The organism is Paenibacillus sp. FSL P2-0121, from assembly GCF_037975345.1.
Classification (GTDB): Bacteria; Bacillota; Bacilli; order Paenibacillales; family Paenibacillaceae; genus Paenibacillus_AQ; species Paenibacillus_AQ odorifer.
Genome location: NZ_CP150245.1, coordinates 1,810,947 through 1,828,499, shown reverse-complemented (window position 1 = coordinate 1,828,499; position 17,553 = coordinate 1,810,947). Strand labels below are relative to the sequence as shown.

Sequence of the window (17,553 nt, the reverse complement as noted above, 5' to 3'; positions counted from 1 at the left end):
TTTTATAAATTCCGTCTATTGAATCGTGAACTTAATCCGTCGTTTCTTCTTGTCCTTCGGTTGTTCCTTCTTCATTCTCCTTAGCAACAAGATACGTCCAATTCTCTTTTTGAGTAATATGGCCTTCCTTCATCAGCTTCCCAAGTGCACGCTTAAACGCGGATTTACTGATTCCGAATCGTTGTTTGATAATATCTGGCGGCGTAGCATCCGAATAAGGCATCGCTCCACCTGGACGAGCATTTAAGAACTCCAAAAGTGCGGCGGAATCTACATCCATCCCCACTTCTTTACGAAGACCCATAGAAAGGTTAACACGTCCATCTTCACGGATATGAGAGACACGTGCTTCAAACTGCTCACCAAGACGCAGCAGACGGCTCCGCTCCGAGGAATGGACCATACCGATAATCCCAAAGCCTAGCACACCCGCATCCACAAGTACAAAAGTACCCATTTGCAGCGGCTTATACACTCGGGCTGTTACAGTCTGCCCCATCCAAGATTCAGGTGCAGGCAGAGCTAGAGGAGCAAGCTCCTGTTCTCCGGCCAGCTTGGCACGCAGACGCCCCTGTTTATCATGCTCCATGATCGCAAACACATAGTCCCCAACCTGCGGACGCAGCTCTGGAAGCTCTGGAAGCTCACGGATAGGCAGCAGCAGCTGACGTCCAAGACCCATCTCCAAAAAGCAGCCCAGACGCGGATGAATATCAGCCACTTCCAATAACGCCATCTCGCCCAGCGTCAGAAATGGTTTTTTCATCGTTGCCGCAAGACGGTCCTCGGTATCAAAGAAAATGAAAACTTCAACTTTATCGCCGGCTTTTACCTTCTCTGTCAGCTCCGTATAATGCAGCATAACATCCTGGTCTCCAGCATTCAGAAAAAATCCGTATGGGGAAACTTCCCGCTCTACATGAAGTGTAACCGTAGTTCCTGCAATCAGGCTCATACAGTCTCCACAACCTTGGCATCGGACCACAGACGCTCGATATTGTAATATTCACGCTCATCGCGGTGGAATATATGAACGATAACATCGCCAAGATCCATCAGCACCCAGCGTGCTGAATCCATGCCTTCAATCCCTTTGATCACTCCGCCTGCTTCATGAACCACTTTACGGACTTCGGTAGCGATCGCCTGTACCTGAATATCCGAGTTACCGTGACATACGATAAAGTAATCACTGATTGGTGAAACATTACGTAGATCTAGTGCCACGACGTTCATTGCTTTTTTATCTTCAACAGCCTTAAGGGCCAGTTCTAACAGCTTGCTTGGTTGTACACTCATATTTTATCCTCCAATATTCTAACTAAATCATTACGCGCCAGTACCGTTAAGGGGAAAATCACCCGGCGTTTCTCCAGTAACAAACTAATCGTAGAATCGAACCCAGCGACTAATCCTTCTTCCAAACTTACTTGTGCCTTCTCGCGTATCTTATCAACCCCGGGAAAATCACGCCCAGGCTCGATGTAGTCAGCTAGGCAGACGATCTTTTCAAGTAAACTCATGTCTTCACGGCCTGAGGTATGGAAACGAATCGCATTGATAATATCAGGATCCGTAATCCCATAGTCTTTCTCAGCTACAAAGGCGCCTACTTCCGAATGCCACATCTGCTTGTCATACACCAGAAGATCCAAATTTAATTGATTTTGTTCAATGATCTCCTTCATACGCTCAACCGGCCAATACTTAGCCACATCATGCAGAATTGCTGCTGTCTCTGCACGCTCAGGGTCAGCACCATATTGCTTCGCCAGTTGAATAGATGTCTCCATCACGCCGAGTGTATGCTTCCAGCGCTTATCAGGCATCTGTGCGGAGACCGCTTCAATCAGTGCTTCGCGGCTGTATGCCATACAATCCACTCCTTTGAACATAATTGAACACTGCCTCTGGAACCATATAACGAATAGATTTACCTGCTGCCGCCCGTTCTCTTAACATCGTTGACGAAATATCAACCAGTGGCATATCTGCAAGCAATACCTTTTTTGCTATAAAGTCTGGCAATGCATCTAGATCAAGAGGTGTTCCCGGACGACCCACACCAATAAATGTAAGCCGCTGCACCAGTTCTTCAATCTCGTTCCATTTCGGCAAATACTGAACCATATCCGCTCCAATGATGAAATAAAGATCGAAATGCGGATACTCCTCTTGCAGACGTCTTATGGTCTCATAGGTATAGGAGACGCCACCTCTGACAACTTCCCAATCTAATGTGCAAAAAGCTTCGTGATTCTTCACCGCTTCCTGCACCATGGCTAGTCGGTCTTCTCCAGATACACCCGCCTCATGTTTATGAGGCGGGATATGTGAAGGCATAAACCATACCTCTTGCAGACCATAAGTATCTCTTGCGGCTTCCGCTGCCATCATATGACCGATATGAAGAGGATCAAAGGTACCTCCCATAATTCCAACTTTCAAGAGGACGACCTCCTCGGTAAGGTATACTTACAGCTATTAACGCGGCAGCTCAATGGTTTTGTTATCACGTGATTCTTTGTATAGAACGACAGTCTTACCGATCACTTGCACAAGCTCAGAACCCGATTGTTCAGCCAGAGCAGCGCCAATTTCCTTGGGATTCTCAATATTATTGCTCAGTATACTAATCTTCATAAGCTCGCGCTTCTCAATAGCTTCTTCAATATGGCGTACGAGGTGATCATTTACTCCACCTTTGCCCACTTGAAAAATAGGATCGAGATGGTGCGCCAATGAACGAAGATACCGTGTTTGTTTACCAGTTAACATAAATGAATAACTCCTTAATTAACATATATTATTACCTATTATTACCCTAACTTGATGAATCCATTTCTTACTCATTTCCACCCAAGCAATCGAGAATGGTCTGCCGCATGATTTCCGTAGGTGCAGGCTGCCCTGTCCAATACTCCAGTGCATAAGCTCCCTGATAGACAAACATACCAAGGCCTCCATGAATCGTACAGCCCCGTTCGAGTCCTTCCAACAATAGCCGCGTACGCAGCGGATTATAAATCAGATCGCTTACGACCATTCCTTCACGAAGCAGTCCAGGATCTATCGGTGTCTCATCCATATGAGGATACATACCTACGGAGGTAGTATTGATCAGCACGTCTACACCACTTAACATTTCTGCTACTTCGTTCATGCTAATCCCGATGACATTCCCTTTGCTCCGGCACTGTGACGCCAAGTCCTCTGCCTTATCAACACTGCGATTAGCAATAATGATTGAAGAAGGCTTCTCCTGAAGTAGTGCGGAAACAATTCCTCTTGCTGCTCCACCGGCCCCGATAACCATAATCTTCACACCAGACAAATCAGAAATAGCTTCCGCTTTGAGCGAACGCACATAACCGATCCCATCCGTATTATATCCGGTGAGCACTCCGTTATCATTAACAATCGTATTGACTGCACCAACGGCTACTGCACTCTCATCTAATACATCCAAATATTGCATCACCGCAACCTTATGCGGAATCGTCACATTCACTCCACGGAAACCAAGCGTACGGATCGCTTGCACCGCATCGCCCAGCTTCTCCGGGCGGATGTGAAGCGGTACATAAGCACCCGGAATTCCCAGCGCTTGCAGCGCTGCTTCATGCATAATTGGAGATTTGGATTGTATAATAGGATCTCCCATTACACCGAGTAGAATATTACCGCTATTGTAGCCTTCGACTGCAGTTGTAGACAATAGATTATCCTCCCTCGTTAAATCATCGAAGGGCGGGTAAGCACCTTCACACCACGCGGAACATGAATGGCCACAACTGCACCTTCAGTTCCATTAACCTTAATCCAGCCCAGACCCGAAATATACAGATCGGCTCTGCTGCCCCGGTTAATCCGGAACTCATGCCGCTGCCAAGGTGGCAGCTTGTCCATCCGGTCACTTCCCGGTGGAGACAGCATTTCACCGCGATGATCCTGATAGAGGGAATCTGCGCGTTCCAGCTTCGTGCGATGGATTTTTAAAGTACCACTAATAAAGCAAGTGAAGGATTGATGCGGGCCTTGTACGAAATCAAAACGTCCCAATCCACCGAAGAAAAGAGTCTGTCCTTCGTTCAACTGATAGACTGTCGGCTTCAAAGGATTGGCAGGCATAACTGCATCCAGATCCTGACGCTCAACTAATTCACTATAACGCCAAGGATACACAATCCCTGGAGTATCTATAATGTAGTGGCCGTCATCCAGTGGAATTTTGACCGTATCGAGTGTTGTGCCAGGGTAACGTGAAGTCGTTAACTCCTGCTCTAAATCGCTATAGTCCGAAATCAGACGATTAATAAGTGTGGATTTGCCCACATTGGTAGCACCTACTACATATACGTCGCGTTGACCGCGCAACTCCGTTACGGCTTCCAGCAAACGGTCAAAACCTTGATTGCGTTTCGCACTGCAAAGTACGATTTCAGCCGTCCGCAAGCCTTCCTCTTTACAGCGCTGCTGCATCCAGTTACGCAACTTGTTCCAGTTTGTAACCTTCGGCAGCAAGTCACATTTATTCACTGCAAGAATAACAGGGTTATTACCAACAAACCGCTGCAGGCCGGAAATCAGACTGCCTTCGAAATCGAAGATATCGACAATATGAATAACAAGCGCATTCTTCTCTCCTACTCCACTCAGCAGGCGAAGAAATTCATCCTGATTCACCGAAACAGATGAAGCCTCATTATAATTTTTAATCCGGAAACAGCGTTGGCAAATCACCGGGTCCCGTTCAAGTGCAACCTCCGGAAGGTATCCTGGTTGATCCTTATGCTCCGTCTGAAGCTTGATGCCGCAACCGCTGCACTTCTCAGGACGCTGTGTTTCGCTTTGTTCGTTCATTACTATTTATCCTCCTCGTGCCACAATCCTTTTTTGCGAAGCCGTGTCAGAGCAACCCGCTCTACCCGGCGATTAAACCTTGTGCCGAACCCCTCGTCCTTGACGGAGATTGGCAGTACCAAAACAGTATACAGGCCAAGGCGATTGCCGCCGTATACATCAGTAAGCATTTGGTCTCCCACCACAATCGTTTGTTCAGGGGGCAGCTCCATCTGCTTCATCGCTTTGAGAAAAGGAGCATTACTCGGTTTACGAGCCTGGTGCACAAATTCAATATTAAGCGGTGTTGCAAAGCGGGACACCCGTTCCATGTTATTGTTAGATACGATGATGAGCTTAAAGCCCAGTTCCTTCACCTTTTCGAACCATAACAACAGCTCCGGAGTAGCCACAGGCGCTTTGGCACCGACCAGTGTGTTATCCAGATCCGTGATGATTCCGCGATATCCCTGTCTATACAGCTCGTCCAGAGCAATATCGAATACCGTATTCACCCGGAGTTTGGGAACTAACATTTCAAACAATACGTTCACCTCGATTTCATACAAAAAACTATAACATACTCCTTGCGCATCGCAAATAAATCTGTAGCTATACTTTCACGCAAAGTGTTATTTCTTGGATCTCATTTTTCTCCGCACCCACAAAGCTTCAGTATACACGCTCTGCCAGTCTTTGTCTTCAATAACCTCAGGGCTATATTTCGCCTTTTCGAACATTGTTAGTAGTGAGTATAGATGATCAGCCACTGCCGGCCGTTCTCCACTCCAGCGATCTACGGCTTCACGTAAAGTTTCGTGTTCTTCTTTTAGCATTCCCTTGCGATGCAAATACCTTACCCAACGCTCAGTTTCCACCACTACTTTCTGATCTGGCGTTAAAGGCCGGCCATTGCGCAGCTGCTGCATGAAGAAGCGAAGCTTAAAGCGTCTATGCCAAACTATAAAAATCGCCCAGGACAGCAAAACCACTACAGCTGCCACAACAACCCATAGACCTACATGAAACCCTTGATCTTCTTGTGCATTATTCACAGGCGCTGGTGTAGGTTCTGCCTGCTCTTCTTGATCTTCTGGCTCGACTTCAGGGGTTTGCTCACTCTGAGTTAGAAGCGGAATATTAAATCCAGGTGTAGCTTCAACTGGAATCCAACCATAATCACCAAAATAAACCTCAGCCCAAGAGTGGGAATCCGCATTGGTAATTGTATAGTTATTATTCACTGTGCCGGATTGCTGTTGTGCCGGATTCATTGGGATTTCTGGCTGTTCCCCAGGTGCGTACCCCTTAACCCATCGTGCAGGGATGTTCAGAGAGCGCGCCATAGTAACCAGTGCCGTAGAATAATAATCACAGTAACCTTCCTTTAACTCAAACAAAAACCCTTCTACAAAATCGTTGCTTGTGACACGTGATATATCTGGATTATTGGTATATGGAAAGGTTTGTTGTAAGTATTGTTGCAAAAGCGCTGTTTTTTCATACGGCGTTTTTCCTTCAGCCGTGATTTCCTCAGCCAGCTCTCTGACTCTTTTAGGAAAATCGTTAGGCAGTTGAAGAAACATTTTCTCCAAATCGTTCCCTTTATATAGCTCCTCATACGTCTTTGTTGTCAATTCTTGAACAGGAATTACAGGAACCTCAGACGTCACCTCAAAAGTAGACGGATAAGCGAGTTTCTTCCCATCCACATCCCAGATCAGCTCGCTGTCTCGGCTTCTCCAGGAGAGTCCATCTCCAGCTTTTTCCCCATTTAAAGAATCCACCGAAGATACTGAATAAGTGCCAAATAGTACGGGAAATTCATTATTATTAAGCACGGTTACTGTTTGTTTCAGTGTTCGTGTATTTACTTTAGAACCCACACTGCTCTCTAAAGCTTCACCTACATCCACCGCTTCTAGAGGTCCCCGATTTAACCGATCTCTATCGACCCAACCTCTTCCGGAATATAATCTGCGCGTTTCTCCCCGCATATAAATACGCAAATCAGAAACCACTGTCATCACCGGTGTATAATCGAAGGTAAAGCCGCCACCTAGTTGATCATCATTCAGACTGTAGCCTGACGAAGTATTGTTAGTAGGGGAGACAGAACCCATCTCAGATTTCGTGGTCCCAACTGTGCCCTTCCCAGAAGACTTCCCAATCCCATTCCATTCTTGCCAAGCGGTATAAGGATCGGTTAGGGTAGGCCTTACCCCAGGCATATTCACTCCAATTAGGATGACCAAAGAGAAGACGATGGCAATATTAATGACTATTTTCGTGGGATATTTCAGCAGATGCACCCAACCACGCGGATATTGAAGCTGGAAGCTTCTCAGATGCTGGCTGACCAGCCAGCCCATCCCCGCAAATACCGTCCAGGCTACTTCCTGCCACAAAACAATAGATGTAAAGGAATCCAAGGCAGCCAAGGCCACTATGTTCATTCCTATAAACCATAAAATACGTCTTTTTGAGGATGCCCACCAAGACGACAACAGCAGCAGGGCTGAGGCTCCGAGGGCAAACCAGATATAGGGCACCATATGAACTGCAATATCCTGCAGTCTGTCCGGGAGGGTTGTTGCCCAAGGATCAGCAACGTATAAACCATAATTGATAAGTATCCGATAAACGATATAAATAATAGCTGCCGCTTCAATAAAGAGCCTTATCTGAACTTTTACAGGAATTATGATTTCAATCACGGTGATCGTTATTAATGCAGCCCACACAACAGCAGTTGTCTGTCTTAACCAGATAGGCTCCGTATAAGAGACCCACTGGTGGGCTATAATCAAAAGCCACAATAGACCTAAAGAACGGTGCCAGGAGAATTTCATCTGATTCCACCAGTTTCTCATATCAGACTTCCCCTCCTAATACTATGGGAAGCTCTTGCAGTGAGCTAATGCTGTAGCCTGTAATCCCCCGTGATCTTAGAACGTCTGTCCAATCTGTGCTGCTATTCGTTTCTGATAAATTCCCTATATGAATGTGCGACGGAGTCATCCCTCTGCTGTCAGCCCAACGTAGTGCATCCAGTACAGGCTGACCACGTTGAGGACTAATTAGCACGAAGTATGAGCCTTTAGGGAACATACGGTAACCTTTTTCCAAACGGGAAATGAGTGGACCATGCCCTTCGGCGTTAAGATCGATCAAATATTGAATCATTTTCTGACGCTCAGCAGCACCTTCAACAGGTGCAAATACCTTCGTGGTCTTATCCAAGCAGCAAAGACCGATCCCAATTCGCTCTCGAATGCCGAATCCAAGTAGTGAGGCTGCGACGGAGACTGCGAGTTCAAATTGATTCGAATTCGTATAAGCAGAAGCAGAGCCGTCCAGAACTAGAATGGTCTTGGGAATCGACTCATGCTCGAACTCTTTGGACTTCCACGAGCCTGTCTTTGCCGTTGCATTCCAATGAATGCGTGTTAGGCGGTCGCCATATACGTAGTCGCGTACACCGTTAATTTGGGTAGTCTCACGTCGTGATTGAACAACAGAGGTCTGTGGCCCAGAAAGACGGGATTTTCTTTCATATAACTGCCACCGCGGAACATAGATTGCACGAGGCAACACCTGAAACTGGCCTTCAGCCAGAAAAGTACCTTTATGCTCAACAAGGCCAAAAATATCTTGGCTGATGATATCCGTATCTGAAAATGTATAAGTGCCCCGTTCGAGAACTGGTGTCTGAAACCGCAGTTCCCCAAGTCCTCTGAGGCTGGGAATCAGGCTTTCCTCAAATACCCAGGATTCGCCATTATGCCGTTTCAGAACTTCCCTAACAACTACATAAGGTAAAGGCAAAATCCCCGGGATTGTGACCTTCAGACCTACACGAAGATACCCACCGGCAGAGAGCAAATCTCCCTTATCCTGTTCGGCATAAAAACTGCGAACACCCTTAGCCCGCCGAACGCCTCCCAAACCTCCAGCAATCAGATATGCAATAAGTACAGAGACCATAATAAACAACATAAATGCAGTTTTACCGCCCTGAAATAGTACATATAAGAGCGTAATACTCCAAATTACAAGGATGCTGGCGAACTTAGTAGGCTGAATGCGAGCTGCCACCGTAGACAAATAACGTCTCATATTATTGCCTCATCGTAACAGGCACTTGAATGCTCTGCAGAAGCTTTTGAAGCAGTGAATCTACGCTAACATTATCTAGGCGCGACTCTGGACGCAGCAATATACGATGACCCAAGGCAAATGGAGTAAGCACCTTTACGTCATCTGGAAGCACATAATCTCTTCCCTGTAAGAAAGCATAAGCTTTACAAGCCAGCATAAACGATAACGAAGCTCGTGGACTTGCACCGAGCAATACAAGCGGATGCTCTCTTGTCTGGCGCACAATATCTAACAAGTAATTCAGTACAGGATCACTCATATAAATCTCACGAATTTCCTCCTGAATACTAGCGATCTGCTCCATACTAGTGACAGCCGTAAGCCTGTCCACTGGTTGACCTTCTTGATGGCTCAGCAATAGATTTTTTTCGGTTGCTGCATCAGGATAACCAAGACTAATTCTTAGCATAAACCGATCCAACTGAGCTTCCGGCAGCGTGTAGGTTCCCTCAAAATCTATCGGATTCTGGGTGGCGCACAACATAAATGGATGCGGCAGCGGATAGGTCTCCCCATCTACGGTTACATTTCGTTCCTCCATCACTTCCAGAAGGGCGGATTGTGTCTTTGTGGTGGCTCGGTTAATTTCATCGGCCAGCAGGATATTCGTCATCACTGGACCTGGGCGGAAATGAAACATCTCGTCTCTCGGATGATACACAGATACACCGGTAATATCACTCGGAAGAATATCCGGATTACATTGTATCCGGCGATACTCTCCGGACATTGATCTGGAAAGTGCGCGAATAAGCTGGGTCTTTCCTGTTCCCGGTACATCCTCGATCAGAACATGACCACCGGCAAGCAGCGCTGTTAGCAGCAATTGTATTTCAAATGATTTTCCAAGTATGCAGGATTCTAGATTATTACGGACAGCATTCATGATGTGCATTGATTCTTGACGAACGGGCATATATGATCCTCCTAGGTCAGAATAAGCAGTAATATTTATATTTTACATGATTAGGGGACCCAAAGTACATTGTTGAAGCTTACGAAGTGTAAACAAACCAAAAACCCGCAGGACAAAATGTCCCGCAGGTTCTAATCTAAAGCGCTAAAATCCCATTATCCTTTAGGCCGAACAACCAATGCAGCCAGGAAAGAGAACACAATCGCTGACGAAATCCCTGCGCTCGTGATATCAAAAATCCCTGTAACTACACCGATCCAGCCATCCCTTTCCAGCTCTGTCAATGCTCCATGGACCAAAGAGTTACCGAAGCTTGTGATTGGAATGGTTGCGCCCGCACCCGCAAATTTCACAAGTGGATCATAGATGCCAAAAGCATCAGCAATCGCTCCAGCTACAACTAATGTACTCATCGTATGTGCAGGTGTCAGCTTCAATACATCAAACATCAGCTGGCCTATAACGCAAATGGCTCCTCCGATCAGAAAAGCCCATAAGTAAATCATCATTAAACTCCACCTCCACTTTCTATAGCAACAGCATGAGCCACACACGGAATGCTCTCTCCCTGCTGGTATGACAATGGGGATAATAAGGCTCCAGTTGCCACAATCAGCACCCGTTTTAGTTCACCTTTTTTAATACGCTTGAGTATATGACCATAAGTCACTACCGCGGAACACCCGCAACCACTTCCTCCGGCGATCACATACTTCTGTTTCTCCAAATTGTAGATAAGCAAACCACAATCATCAAAGGTTGTTTGCTCCATTGGAATCCCTTCTTTAGCTAATAAGGTTTTCGCAATGGGCAAGCCTACAGATGCAAGATCACCTGTAACAATTAAGTCATAATGCCCGGGGGATAGTCCGGTATCCCGAAAATGCGCAGTGATCGTATCCGCCGCAGCCGGTGCCATCGCTGTTCCCATATTAAAAGGATCTGTCAAACCGAGATCCATTATTCGACCAAGGGTAGCCGAGACCACTACCGGATTGTTGCCAGTCCCATCATTCTGTCCTACTACAGCACAGCCCGAGCCTGTGACCGTATATTGCGCCGTTGGCGGCTTCTGTGAACCGTATTCGGTAGGATAACGAAATTGCTTCTCCACCGTACAGTTATGGCTGGATGTTCCCGCGAGCACGTATTTGCTGCCTCCGGAATCTACGATCATAGAGGCAATTGCAAGGCTCTCCATGGAAGTGGAGCAAGCACCGAAAACTCCAAGATAAGGCACACCTAATTTTCTTGCCGCGAAGGAGCTGCTGATAATCTGGTTCATCAAATCTCCGCCAACAAAAAACTCCAGCTTCTCCTTATCCAGGTTTGCATTAATCAGTGCCAGTAGGGAGGCTTTTTCGAAAAGAGCCCGCTCAGCCTTTTCCCATGTTTTTTCACCCATTTCCAAGGAATCAAATATAAAATCAAAATCTGACGTTAATGGACCCTCTCCCTCTTCAGGACCCACTACAGCGGAAGAGCCTAAAATAACGGGACGGCTCGTGAACTCCCAAGTCTGACTGCCAAGCTGTTTCATGTATGTGCACCTCCGCCAACGCCTAAAAAGAGATAGACGATACCAATTATGAAAGCAGCAACGGCACCAAATACGATGACTGAACCCGCCAGCTTGAACATATTGCCGCCCACACCGAGCACAAGTCCTTCCGCACGATGTTCAAGAGCTGCTGAGCACATACTGTTTGCAAAACCAGTAACCGGAACCGCAGTTCCTGCACCGGCCCATTGCGCCAGTTTGTCATACACGCCAAAGCTGGTCAGGATTACAGAAAGTAGAATCATCGTCGCTACAGTTGGACTTGCGGCTTCTTTGGAGGTCATATCGAATATTGCCATATAAGCCTCCTGAATCCCTTGTCCAATTACACAGATTAGGCCGCCAGCAAGAAATGCTCGCACACAGTTTTTGAATACGGGCCTAGCGGGTACAAAGGGCTTGGACAATTTCTCGTAATCTTGCGGGGTCAGGGTATCAAGCTTCAGCTTGACACCCGATTTTTTCGTTTTCGCCGGCATTGAGGGCACCTCCTGAAAGTTAGGCGAAGGGGGCTGACAAGCTTCATAGTAGTACTCACTTTGAGCCCCTCAAGTTGTTTCTTCGCTTAGAAGTTTTCCTTATTGTTTGCCATACCCCGCTTCGTTATGTCCCTCCAATTCAGGAAAAATACAGTAACACAACTATCAGCAGCAAGAACAGCACAAGAATAAGCACTGCTTCCTTTTCCAGAGAGTTGTGGCGCCAGTAACGTCTGCGCGCTCCGCTAACCTTTAGGTTTCTTTTGGAGTATCCTCCCTGCACCCTTCTTTTGGGTACACTACCTGCTACCCTCATTTCCTTCGCATCCTTTCTAAAGCTCCTGCCACCAGAGCCCCTATTGCATTGTATTCGCGGAGCGTTCACCGGGTGTTCATTTGTCTCTTTAGCATGGACAAGTGAGCTCACAATGTTCATACTAAGTGGCAGGAAGAAATAACGTTGTCGTCCATTTTGGATCGCAACCGTTTCTCGTAGAACTATAAGGATGATGTATAACGCAAAGCTTATACGTCCTTATATTTTAATAAAGGAGTGATTTCAAATGAATCAAGAAACATTGGATCTATTCAAAACACTTACCGAATTCCCTGCAGCCCCGGGCTTTGAGCGCGAACTCCGCGCTTACGTCAAGGATGCTATGACACCTTATACCGAAGAGTTCGTGCAGGATCGTCTCGGAAGTCTGTTCGGCGTATTGCGCGGTGAGGAAAACGGGCCAAAAATTATGGTCGCTGGACATTTTGACGAAGTGGGCTTTATGGTCACCGGAATTACTAACACCGGGATGATTCGTTTTCAACCGCTAGGCGGATGGCTTGCTTCTGCTGTTGCTTCCCAGCGTCTCCAAATCATTACACCAAAAGGCACATTGACCGGTGTTGTTGGCAGCACGCCTATCCACCTACTAAGCGCAGAAGAACGCGGCAAGACGGGCGAAATTAGCAAAATGTATATTGATATCGGTGCAGACAGCCGTGAAGAAGCGGAAAGCTTTGGCGTCAGACCAGGTCAACAAATACTGCCGATCTGTCCGTTCACCCCGCTTGCCAACCCTAAAAAAATCATGGCTAAAGCGTGGGATAACCGTTACGGTGTAGGTCTCGCCATTGAGCTGGTTAAGTCATTACACGGCAAAAAGCTGCCTAATACTGTTTATGCTGGTGCTACTGTACAAGAGGAAGTCGGACTTCGTGGAGCACGTACAGCCGCTAATCTTCTGTCCCCAGACATTTTCTTCGGCTTGGATGCGAGCGCTGCTGCCGATATGACCGGGGATAGCCAAGCCTTTGGCCATTTGGGAAAAGGCGCTCTCCTGCGCATTTATGATCCTACGATGGTTACACATCGCGGCTTAATCGAATATGTACAAGACACAGCGGATACTCACAAGATCAAATACCAGTATTTTGTCTCCCAAGGTGGAACAGATGCAGGTCAGGTTCATGTAAGTGGCATCGGCGTTCCTTCCGCAGTCATCGGAATATGCTCCCGCTACATTCATACTGCTTCATCAGTTATTCATAGCGATGACTACGAAGCTGCTAAAGAGCTGTTAGTTAAACTGGTAGAAGGCCTCGACCGCACTACACTGCAAACGATTATTGAGAACAGCTAAGTTCTTATTTTTAAAAGAGCAGCGATCCTTTTTGAAGGATTGCTGCTCTTTTTTTGGGTCGGGGCTTACGGACCTGTGTCACTTGCGCCCCAGTGGTGTTTACAAACCCCGATATTACTTCTAAAAACCAATTGTGCTTATGAACCCCATTGCCCGCTGATCCCGCCATTGGTACTACGACGGACCCATGATGCTTACGAACCCACGTTGTTTATTGTTTACGCTCCCCAAGTTGCTTGCTTACGGCGACACGTGGTTTATTGCTTACGCTCTCAAGTTGCTTGCTTACGGCGACACATTGTTTATTGCTTACGCTCCCAACGTTGCTTCCGGACTCAGATGACGCTATTTGCTAATTTAGAGCCTTTTGAGTAAAGTTGCGGACCTCAGTGACACTATTCCAGAGAAATGGGCTCATAATCGGTGTCATTTATGCTAATAGCGACTATGGTGTCCGATATTCCTCCAAAAGTGGCATAATTCTGCGTTTAAGATCATCTGTGTCCTATAGAGACTCCCCCTATCTCTTTTCATATAAAAAAAGCCCGCCTCAACGGCGAGCTCTTTAGCCACTCTCAGACAGCTATATCAACTCATATCCAGTGGCACTTTCCACGAAGGTATCGGGAAAGCCTCATCCAGCTTCCATCTTTCTTCTTCACTCAGCGTAATTAAACCTGCAGCAGCATTCTCAATTACATGCTCACGTGAAGAAGCTTTCGGAATCGTAATGATCTCCTCCTCGCGAATCGTCCAAGCTAACATAATTTGTAGTGGGGTTGCGTTATGAATACGGGCAATTTCCTGAACTGCCTCACTCTCGATAACCCCTTTGCGGAGCGCGCCTGCTTGTGCAAGCGGAGAGTACGCCATTACGGGCATGCGGTGACTTTTCTGCCATGGCAGCAATTCAGCTTCGATGCCTCTCGACCCTAAATGATACAGCACCTGATTCATAGCACAGTGAGTTCCCCCAGCTATACTAAGCAACTCTTTCATATCGTCAACATCGAGGTTCGATACACCCCATCTTGCTATTTTACCTTGAGAGACCAGTTTCTCCATGCCTTCCACAGTCACTTCAAGCGGAATATCTCCCCGCCAGTGCAGTAAATAGAGATCCAGATGATCCGTATTCAGTCGTTGCAAGCTTTCTTCACAGCTGCGAATAAGATTCTCGTTGCCGGCATTATGTGGGTATACTTTGGATACCAGGAAAACGTCATCCCGAATACCTTTAATAGCATCACCTACTAAAAGCTCTGAGTTTCCTTCCCCATACATCTCCGCCGTATCTATCAAATCCATGCCTAATTCCACGCCTAATCTAAGAGCAGCAATTTCTTCCTCTCTACGGGAAGCATCATCACCCATATTCCAAGTTCCCTGTCCTATTCTAGGCACAGAGGTACCGTCTGGAAGCAGCATGCGGTTAGCTCGGTTCACTTTCACAATTTCAGCCAAATGCTCGATTGAATCCTTAGTCATTGTAAAAATCTCCTTACCGATAAATTGTATACTTACTTTATACGACCTTTATGACCCTTTCGAAACATCTGAATCGTGTCTAATTTATAACTTATCTTTCCTTTAGGAGAGAAAAAGCAACAAATTGATTGCTAACTACGCTATCAACTTCAGCCCCACTGCGGCTCCCAGTATCATAAAAATACAGATAACCCGCCGCCAGTCTTTGGCCTCCCCATATAAAAGCATCCCCAAAATTGCTCCACCGGATGCACCGATCCCCGTCCATACCGCATAAGCTGTGCCCATAGGCAAACTTTTCATTGCAAATGATAGAAAAAGAAAACTTCCTCCAAAACCAAGGAAGAGCAGCAAAAACGACTGCAGATTCCGGTATTTATTCAACCTGTTGATCATAGCCACTCCGAACATTTCAAACAATCCTGCAACAACCAAAAATGCCCATGCCATTTAAGACTCCCCCTTTATTTCAGTTTCTTTGATATCTTTGGTTTCGTTAGTTACCATTTTCAGACCTATAACTCCTGCCAGCAAAATAACCACCAGTACCAGCTTCATTAGCTTGAAGGGTTCACCGAATAAAACCATGTCCGCAATGACTGTTCCTGCCGTCCCCAGCCCAACAAATACAGAATATACGGTACCCACCGGTAATTTACTGCTTGCTGAAATAATGACATAGAAACTTATGATTATGGCTACAACTGTAATCAGCCACTCCCATACGCTTGAAGCATGCTTTAAACCTATGACCCACATGACTTCGAAAATCGCAGCGCCAACTACCTTCAGCCACTCTGAATTCTTTTTCATTTCAAGCCCTCCTTCAATTCTCCATAACTTATGATTGCCCACGGACAAACAAATAAGCCCGGAAGGTCATCGCCAAATGGCGATACCTCCCGGGCTTTTATCCCTCCGTGTAGACACAAACTTAATGTTCGTGCGTTTTCCCTCGGACCAGACCAGCTGTGCACCCGCTGCGGAACCCTAGAAAACAAATAAATGATTAAGTTACATCGTATGGTAGCAAATCGGGCGTATAAAAGCAACCTTTTCTATTCCGAGCGTAATTAAATCATAGTATAAAATTCCATAAAATTATAAAATAGATATAAATTTCATTCGATTATCTAGGAAAAGAGGGTAATTCATGTTTCTTTCCAGACATTTTAACTGCGTCCCTCTAGTGGAAGGCATTTATTGCCTTGAAGCGAAGGAGCAAGGCGGAGCCATGAGTAATGCCGGTTTGATAGATATGGGTGATTACACATTAATCTTTGATACATTCAACACTCCACAAGCTGGCAAAGATCTTAGGGATGCCGCTCTGTATTATTTTAATAAACCTATCAAATACATCGTCAACAGCCATTGGCATGGAGACCACGTTAGAGGGAACCAATTCTTCTCGGATGAAGTAATCATATCCTCCAGTAGAACTAGAGAGCTCATGATAAAAACTCAACCAGACTGGCTTGCCCGAATGAAGAAACTGCTTCCTAATCTTGAAGAAGATCTTACGAAGCTTAATACATCTCTCGAGCTCGAACTGAACGATTCCAAACAACGAGAGCTCCTTTCGCAAATAGGTTATTTACAAGAAATCAAAGAGTCTATACTAACGCTTGAAGTAACCCTTCCCCAACTAACTTATGACCGCAAAATGACTATACATGGCTCGGCAAGGACCGTTGAACTCCTATCGGTGGGTACTGCCCATACGGAATGCGATTCTATTCTATTTTCTCCATCCGATTCTTTAGCTTTTGTTGGAGATATTGTCGCAGTTGATAATCATCCATTATTAGTAGACGGTAATCCGTTATCCTGGTTGGAGGCACTTACTTATGTCGAGCGCTTAGATGTGAACATAATTGTTCCCGGTCATGGGCCCGTTACTCAAAAACATTATCTACAGCAAATAAAACGGTATATAAATGATATAATCCATATTAGCGAATCATTGATACACGAAGACATGAATGTGAATGTGAACCATATAGAAATTCCCGAGCCTTATCTGGGCTGGAATTATGGGAGTATTTTTTACAGAAATCTTGAGTTTTTGACGAAAGCAGCTAGTAACTAATTTTTGGAGTTGAAAGGAGCGGCTCGTTATGGTTTTTGGGATACTATTTGTAGGTGTTGCTGTATTTATTATTATACAAGCCGTAATACGTAATGGCTCGAGCTCAAACAAAAGTACCTTTGATAGAAATAGGCAAAATGATGCCGCCAACATGTCTTTTATGGCTGCCAGTCATCCGGATCTGCTGGATCCAAACCACTCTAACCACTCTAACCACTCTAATCATTCTAACCACCACCATAATCACTACGGAGATCACTCGCATCACCATTCTGGACCTGACAGCGGGGGGCATAGCTGGGGTGGAGACGGCGGACATAGTGGCGGTGGAGACTTCGGTGGTGGAGATGCTGGCGGGGGCGGTTGTGATTAGATGA

The 17,553-nt window shown here is 46.0% G+C and carries 20 protein-coding genes and 1 riboswitch; of the genes, 3 read left to right on the top strand and 17 right to left on the bottom strand.

Features of this window, described 5'->3' with window-relative positions; all coding sequences use genetic code 11:
* Nucleotides 1-31 precede the first annotated feature (31 nt).
* The 14 genes from MKY54_RS08105 to spoVAC all read right to left on the bottom strand — a co-directional run bounded on the left by MKY54_RS08105 (nucleotide 32) and on the right by spoVAC (nucleotide 11,959).
* Nucleotides 32-955 carry a S1-like domain-containing RNA-binding protein gene (locus MKY54_RS08105; protein ID WP_248547714.1) on the bottom strand — a complete coding sequence of 308 codons (924 nt, stop codon included), beginning with the start codon at nucleotides 953-955 and terminating at the stop codon, nucleotides 32-34.
* Nucleotides 952-1,299 (bottom strand): ribosome silencing factor, encoded by a 348-nt coding sequence (rsfS, locus tag MKY54_RS08100; RefSeq protein WP_036675699.1) that lies wholly within the window; start codon nucleotides 1,297-1,299, stop codon nucleotides 952-954. Before rsfS ends, MKY54_RS08105 begins: the two co-directional genes overlap by 4 nt.
* A complete protein-coding gene (gene yqeK, locus MKY54_RS08095; RefSeq protein WP_076125176.1) occupies nucleotides 1,296-1,874 on the bottom strand; it encodes a bis(5'-nucleosyl)-tetraphosphatase (symmetrical) YqeK in 579 nt (192 codons plus the stop codon). The genes rsfS and yqeK overlap by 4 nt, the downstream gene beginning before the upstream one ends.
* Complete coding sequence (locus MKY54_RS08090) at nucleotides 1,846-2,448, bottom strand: nicotinate-nucleotide adenylyltransferase (protein ID WP_339190143.1); 603 nt, start codon at nucleotides 2,446-2,448, stop codon at nucleotides 1,846-1,848. Before MKY54_RS08090 ends, yqeK begins: the two co-directional genes overlap by 29 nt.
* Nucleotides 2,449-2,484: 36 nt before the next feature.
* Nucleotides 2,485-2,778: a ribosome assembly RNA-binding protein YhbY gene (gene yhbY, locus MKY54_RS08085; protein WP_036675703.1), complete on the bottom strand. Its 294-nt coding sequence runs from the start codon at nucleotides 2,776-2,778 to the stop codon at nucleotides 2,485-2,487.
* A 67-nt stretch (nucleotides 2,779-2,845) separates the two neighbouring features.
* On the bottom strand, nucleotides 2,846-3,718 hold the full coding sequence (gene aroE, locus MKY54_RS08080; RefSeq protein ID WP_339190141.1) for a shikimate dehydrogenase: 873 nt from the start codon (nucleotides 3,716-3,718) through the stop codon (nucleotides 2,846-2,848).
* A gap of 17 nt (nucleotides 3,719-3,735) precedes the next feature.
* Nucleotides 3,736-4,863 (bottom strand): ribosome biogenesis GTPase YqeH, encoded by a 1,128-nt coding sequence (yqeH, locus tag MKY54_RS08075; protein ID WP_076125182.1) that lies wholly within the window; start codon nucleotides 4,861-4,863, stop codon nucleotides 3,736-3,738.
* Nucleotides 4,864-4,865: 2 nt separating this feature from the next.
* On the bottom strand, nucleotides 4,866-5,387 hold the full coding sequence (locus MKY54_RS08070) for a YqeG family HAD IIIA-type phosphatase (RefSeq protein WP_036675921.1): 522 nt from the start codon (nucleotides 5,385-5,387) through the stop codon (nucleotides 4,866-4,868).
* A gap of 87 nt (nucleotides 5,388-5,474) precedes the next feature.
* Nucleotides 5,475-7,715: a transglutaminase domain-containing protein gene (locus tag MKY54_RS08065; RefSeq protein WP_339190139.1), complete on the bottom strand. Its 2,241-nt coding sequence runs from the start codon at nucleotides 7,713-7,715 to the stop codon at nucleotides 5,475-5,477.
* Between the two features lies 1 nt (nucleotide 7,716).
* The gene (locus MKY54_RS08060; protein WP_076301931.1) at nucleotides 7,717-8,961 is read right to left on the bottom strand and encodes a DUF58 domain-containing protein; all 1,245 of its coding nucleotides are present in this window, start codon (nucleotides 8,959-8,961) and stop codon (nucleotides 7,717-7,719) included.
* 1 nt (nucleotide 8,962) lies between these two features.
* The gene (locus MKY54_RS08055) at nucleotides 8,963-9,919 is read right to left on the bottom strand and encodes a MoxR family ATPase (RefSeq protein WP_076125188.1); all 957 of its coding nucleotides are present in this window, start codon (nucleotides 9,917-9,919) and stop codon (nucleotides 8,963-8,965) included.
* Between the two features lie 155 nt (nucleotides 9,920-10,074).
* Entirely contained in the window at nucleotides 10,075-10,425 is a 351-nt protein-coding gene (gene spoVAE, locus MKY54_RS08050) for a stage V sporulation protein AE (RefSeq protein ID WP_036675923.1), read from the bottom strand.
* A 2-nt stretch (nucleotides 10,426-10,427) separates the two neighbouring features.
* A complete protein-coding gene (gene spoVAD, locus MKY54_RS08045; RefSeq protein ID WP_076185304.1) occupies nucleotides 10,428-11,459 on the bottom strand; it encodes a stage V sporulation protein AD in 1,032 nt (343 codons plus the stop codon).
* Nucleotides 11,456-11,959, bottom strand: a complete 504-nt coding sequence (gene spoVAC / locus MKY54_RS08040; RefSeq protein WP_076125192.1) for a stage V sporulation protein AC — start codon at nucleotides 11,957-11,959, stop codon at nucleotides 11,456-11,458. The genes spoVAD and spoVAC overlap by 4 nt, the downstream gene beginning before the upstream one ends.
* A gap of 563 nt (nucleotides 11,960-12,522) precedes the next feature.
* Here spoVAC and MKY54_RS08035 point away from each other — a divergent pair.
* Nucleotides 12,523-13,596 (top strand): M42 family metallopeptidase, encoded by a 1,074-nt coding sequence (locus tag MKY54_RS08035; protein WP_076185305.1) that lies wholly within the window; start codon nucleotides 12,523-12,525, stop codon nucleotides 13,594-13,596.
* 588 nt (nucleotides 13,597-14,184) lie between these two features.
* On the opposite strand, the gene MKY54_RS08030 is transcribed toward MKY54_RS08035, so the two are convergent.
* From MKY54_RS08030 to MKY54_RS08020, 3 genes are all read right to left on the bottom strand, one after another.
* A complete protein-coding gene (locus MKY54_RS08030) occupies nucleotides 14,185-15,084 on the bottom strand; it encodes an aldo/keto reductase (RefSeq protein ID WP_076307070.1) in 900 nt (299 codons plus the stop codon).
* 135 nt (nucleotides 15,085-15,219) lie between these two features.
* Entirely contained in the window at nucleotides 15,220-15,534 is a 315-nt protein-coding gene (locus tag MKY54_RS08025) for a multidrug efflux SMR transporter (RefSeq protein WP_076125196.1), read from the bottom strand.
* On the bottom strand, nucleotides 15,535-15,897 hold the full coding sequence (locus MKY54_RS08020; protein WP_036675723.1) for a multidrug efflux SMR transporter: 363 nt from the start codon (nucleotides 15,895-15,897) through the stop codon (nucleotides 15,535-15,537).
* 84 nt (nucleotides 15,898-15,981) lie between these two features.
* A riboswitch (guanidine-I (ykkC/yxkD leader) is annotated at nucleotides 15,982-16,089 on the bottom strand.
* A gap of 148 nt (nucleotides 16,090-16,237) precedes the next feature.
* On the opposite strand from MKY54_RS08020, the gene MKY54_RS08015 reads away from it, so the two are divergent.
* Both MKY54_RS08015 and MKY54_RS08010 read left to right on the top strand, forming a co-directional pair.
* Nucleotides 16,238-17,176: an MBL fold metallo-hydrolase gene (locus MKY54_RS08015; RefSeq protein WP_339190137.1), complete on the top strand. Its 939-nt coding sequence runs from the start codon at nucleotides 16,238-16,240 to the stop codon at nucleotides 17,174-17,176.
* A gap of 28 nt (nucleotides 17,177-17,204) precedes the next feature.
* A complete protein-coding gene (locus MKY54_RS08010; protein WP_339190135.1) occupies nucleotides 17,205-17,549 on the top strand; it encodes a hypothetical protein in 345 nt (114 codons plus the stop codon).
* The last annotated feature ends 4 nt before the right edge of the window (nucleotides 17,550-17,553 follow it).

What these genes read in the sequence shown, in the direction of transcription:
- MKY54_RS08105 (WP_248547714.1), bottom strand. Translation starts at nt 955, where the DNA reads ATGAGCCTGATTGCAGGAACTACGGTTACACTTCATGTAGAGCGGGAA.
- MKY54_RS08035 (WP_076185305.1), top strand. Translation starts at nt 12,523, where the DNA reads ATGAATCAAGAAACATTGGATCTATTCAAAACACTTACCGAATTCCCT.
- spoVAD (WP_076185304.1), bottom strand. Translation starts at nt 11,459, where the DNA reads ATGAAACAGCTTGGCAGTCAGACTTGGGAGTTCACGAGCCGTCCCGTT.
- yhbY (WP_036675703.1), bottom strand. Translation starts at nt 2,778, where the DNA reads ATGTTAACTGGTAAACAAACACGGTATCTTCGTTCATTGGCGCACCAT.
- MKY54_RS08025 (WP_076125196.1), bottom strand. Translation starts at nt 15,534, where the DNA reads ATGGCATGGGCATTTTTGGTTGTTGCAGGATTGTTTGAAATGTTCGGA.
- yqeK (WP_076125176.1), bottom strand. Translation starts at nt 1,874, where the DNA reads ATGGCATACAGCCGCGAAGCACTGATTGAAGCGGTCTCCGCACAGATG.
- yqeH (WP_076125182.1), bottom strand. Translation starts at nt 4,863, where the DNA reads ATGAACGAACAAAGCGAAACACAGCGTCCTGAGAAGTGCAGCGGTTGC.
- MKY54_RS08065 (WP_339190139.1), bottom strand. Translation starts at nt 7,715, where the DNA reads ATGAGAAACTGGTGGAATCAGATGAAATTCTCCTGGCACCGTTCTTTA.
- MKY54_RS08030 (WP_076307070.1), bottom strand. Translation starts at nt 15,084, where the DNA reads ATGACTAAGGATTCAATCGAGCATTTGGCTGAAATTGTGAAAGTGAAC.
- MKY54_RS08010 (WP_339190135.1), top strand. Translation starts at nt 17,205, where the DNA reads ATGGTTTTTGGGATACTATTTGTAGGTGTTGCTGTATTTATTATTATA.
- spoVAC (WP_076125192.1), bottom strand. Translation starts at nt 11,959, where the DNA reads ATGCCGGCGAAAACGAAAAAATCGGGTGTCAAGCTGAAGCTTGATACC.
- MKY54_RS08020 (WP_036675723.1), bottom strand. Translation starts at nt 15,897, where the DNA reads ATGAAAAAGAATTCAGAGTGGCTGAAGGTAGTTGGCGCTGCGATTTTC.
- MKY54_RS08015 (WP_339190137.1), top strand. Translation starts at nt 16,238, where the DNA reads ATGTTTCTTTCCAGACATTTTAACTGCGTCCCTCTAGTGGAAGGCATT.
- spoVAE (WP_036675923.1), bottom strand. Translation starts at nt 10,425, where the DNA reads ATGATTTACTTATGGGCTTTTCTGATCGGAGGAGCCATTTGCGTTATA.
- MKY54_RS08060 (WP_076301931.1), bottom strand. Translation starts at nt 8,961, where the DNA reads ATGAGACGTTATTTGTCTACGGTGGCAGCTCGCATTCAGCCTACTAAG.
- MKY54_RS08055 (WP_076125188.1), bottom strand. Translation starts at nt 9,919, where the DNA reads ATGCCCGTTCGTCAAGAATCAATGCACATCATGAATGCTGTCCGTAAT.
- rsfS (WP_036675699.1), bottom strand. Translation starts at nt 1,299, where the DNA reads ATGAGTGTACAACCAAGCAAGCTGTTAGAACTGGCCCTTAAGGCTGTT.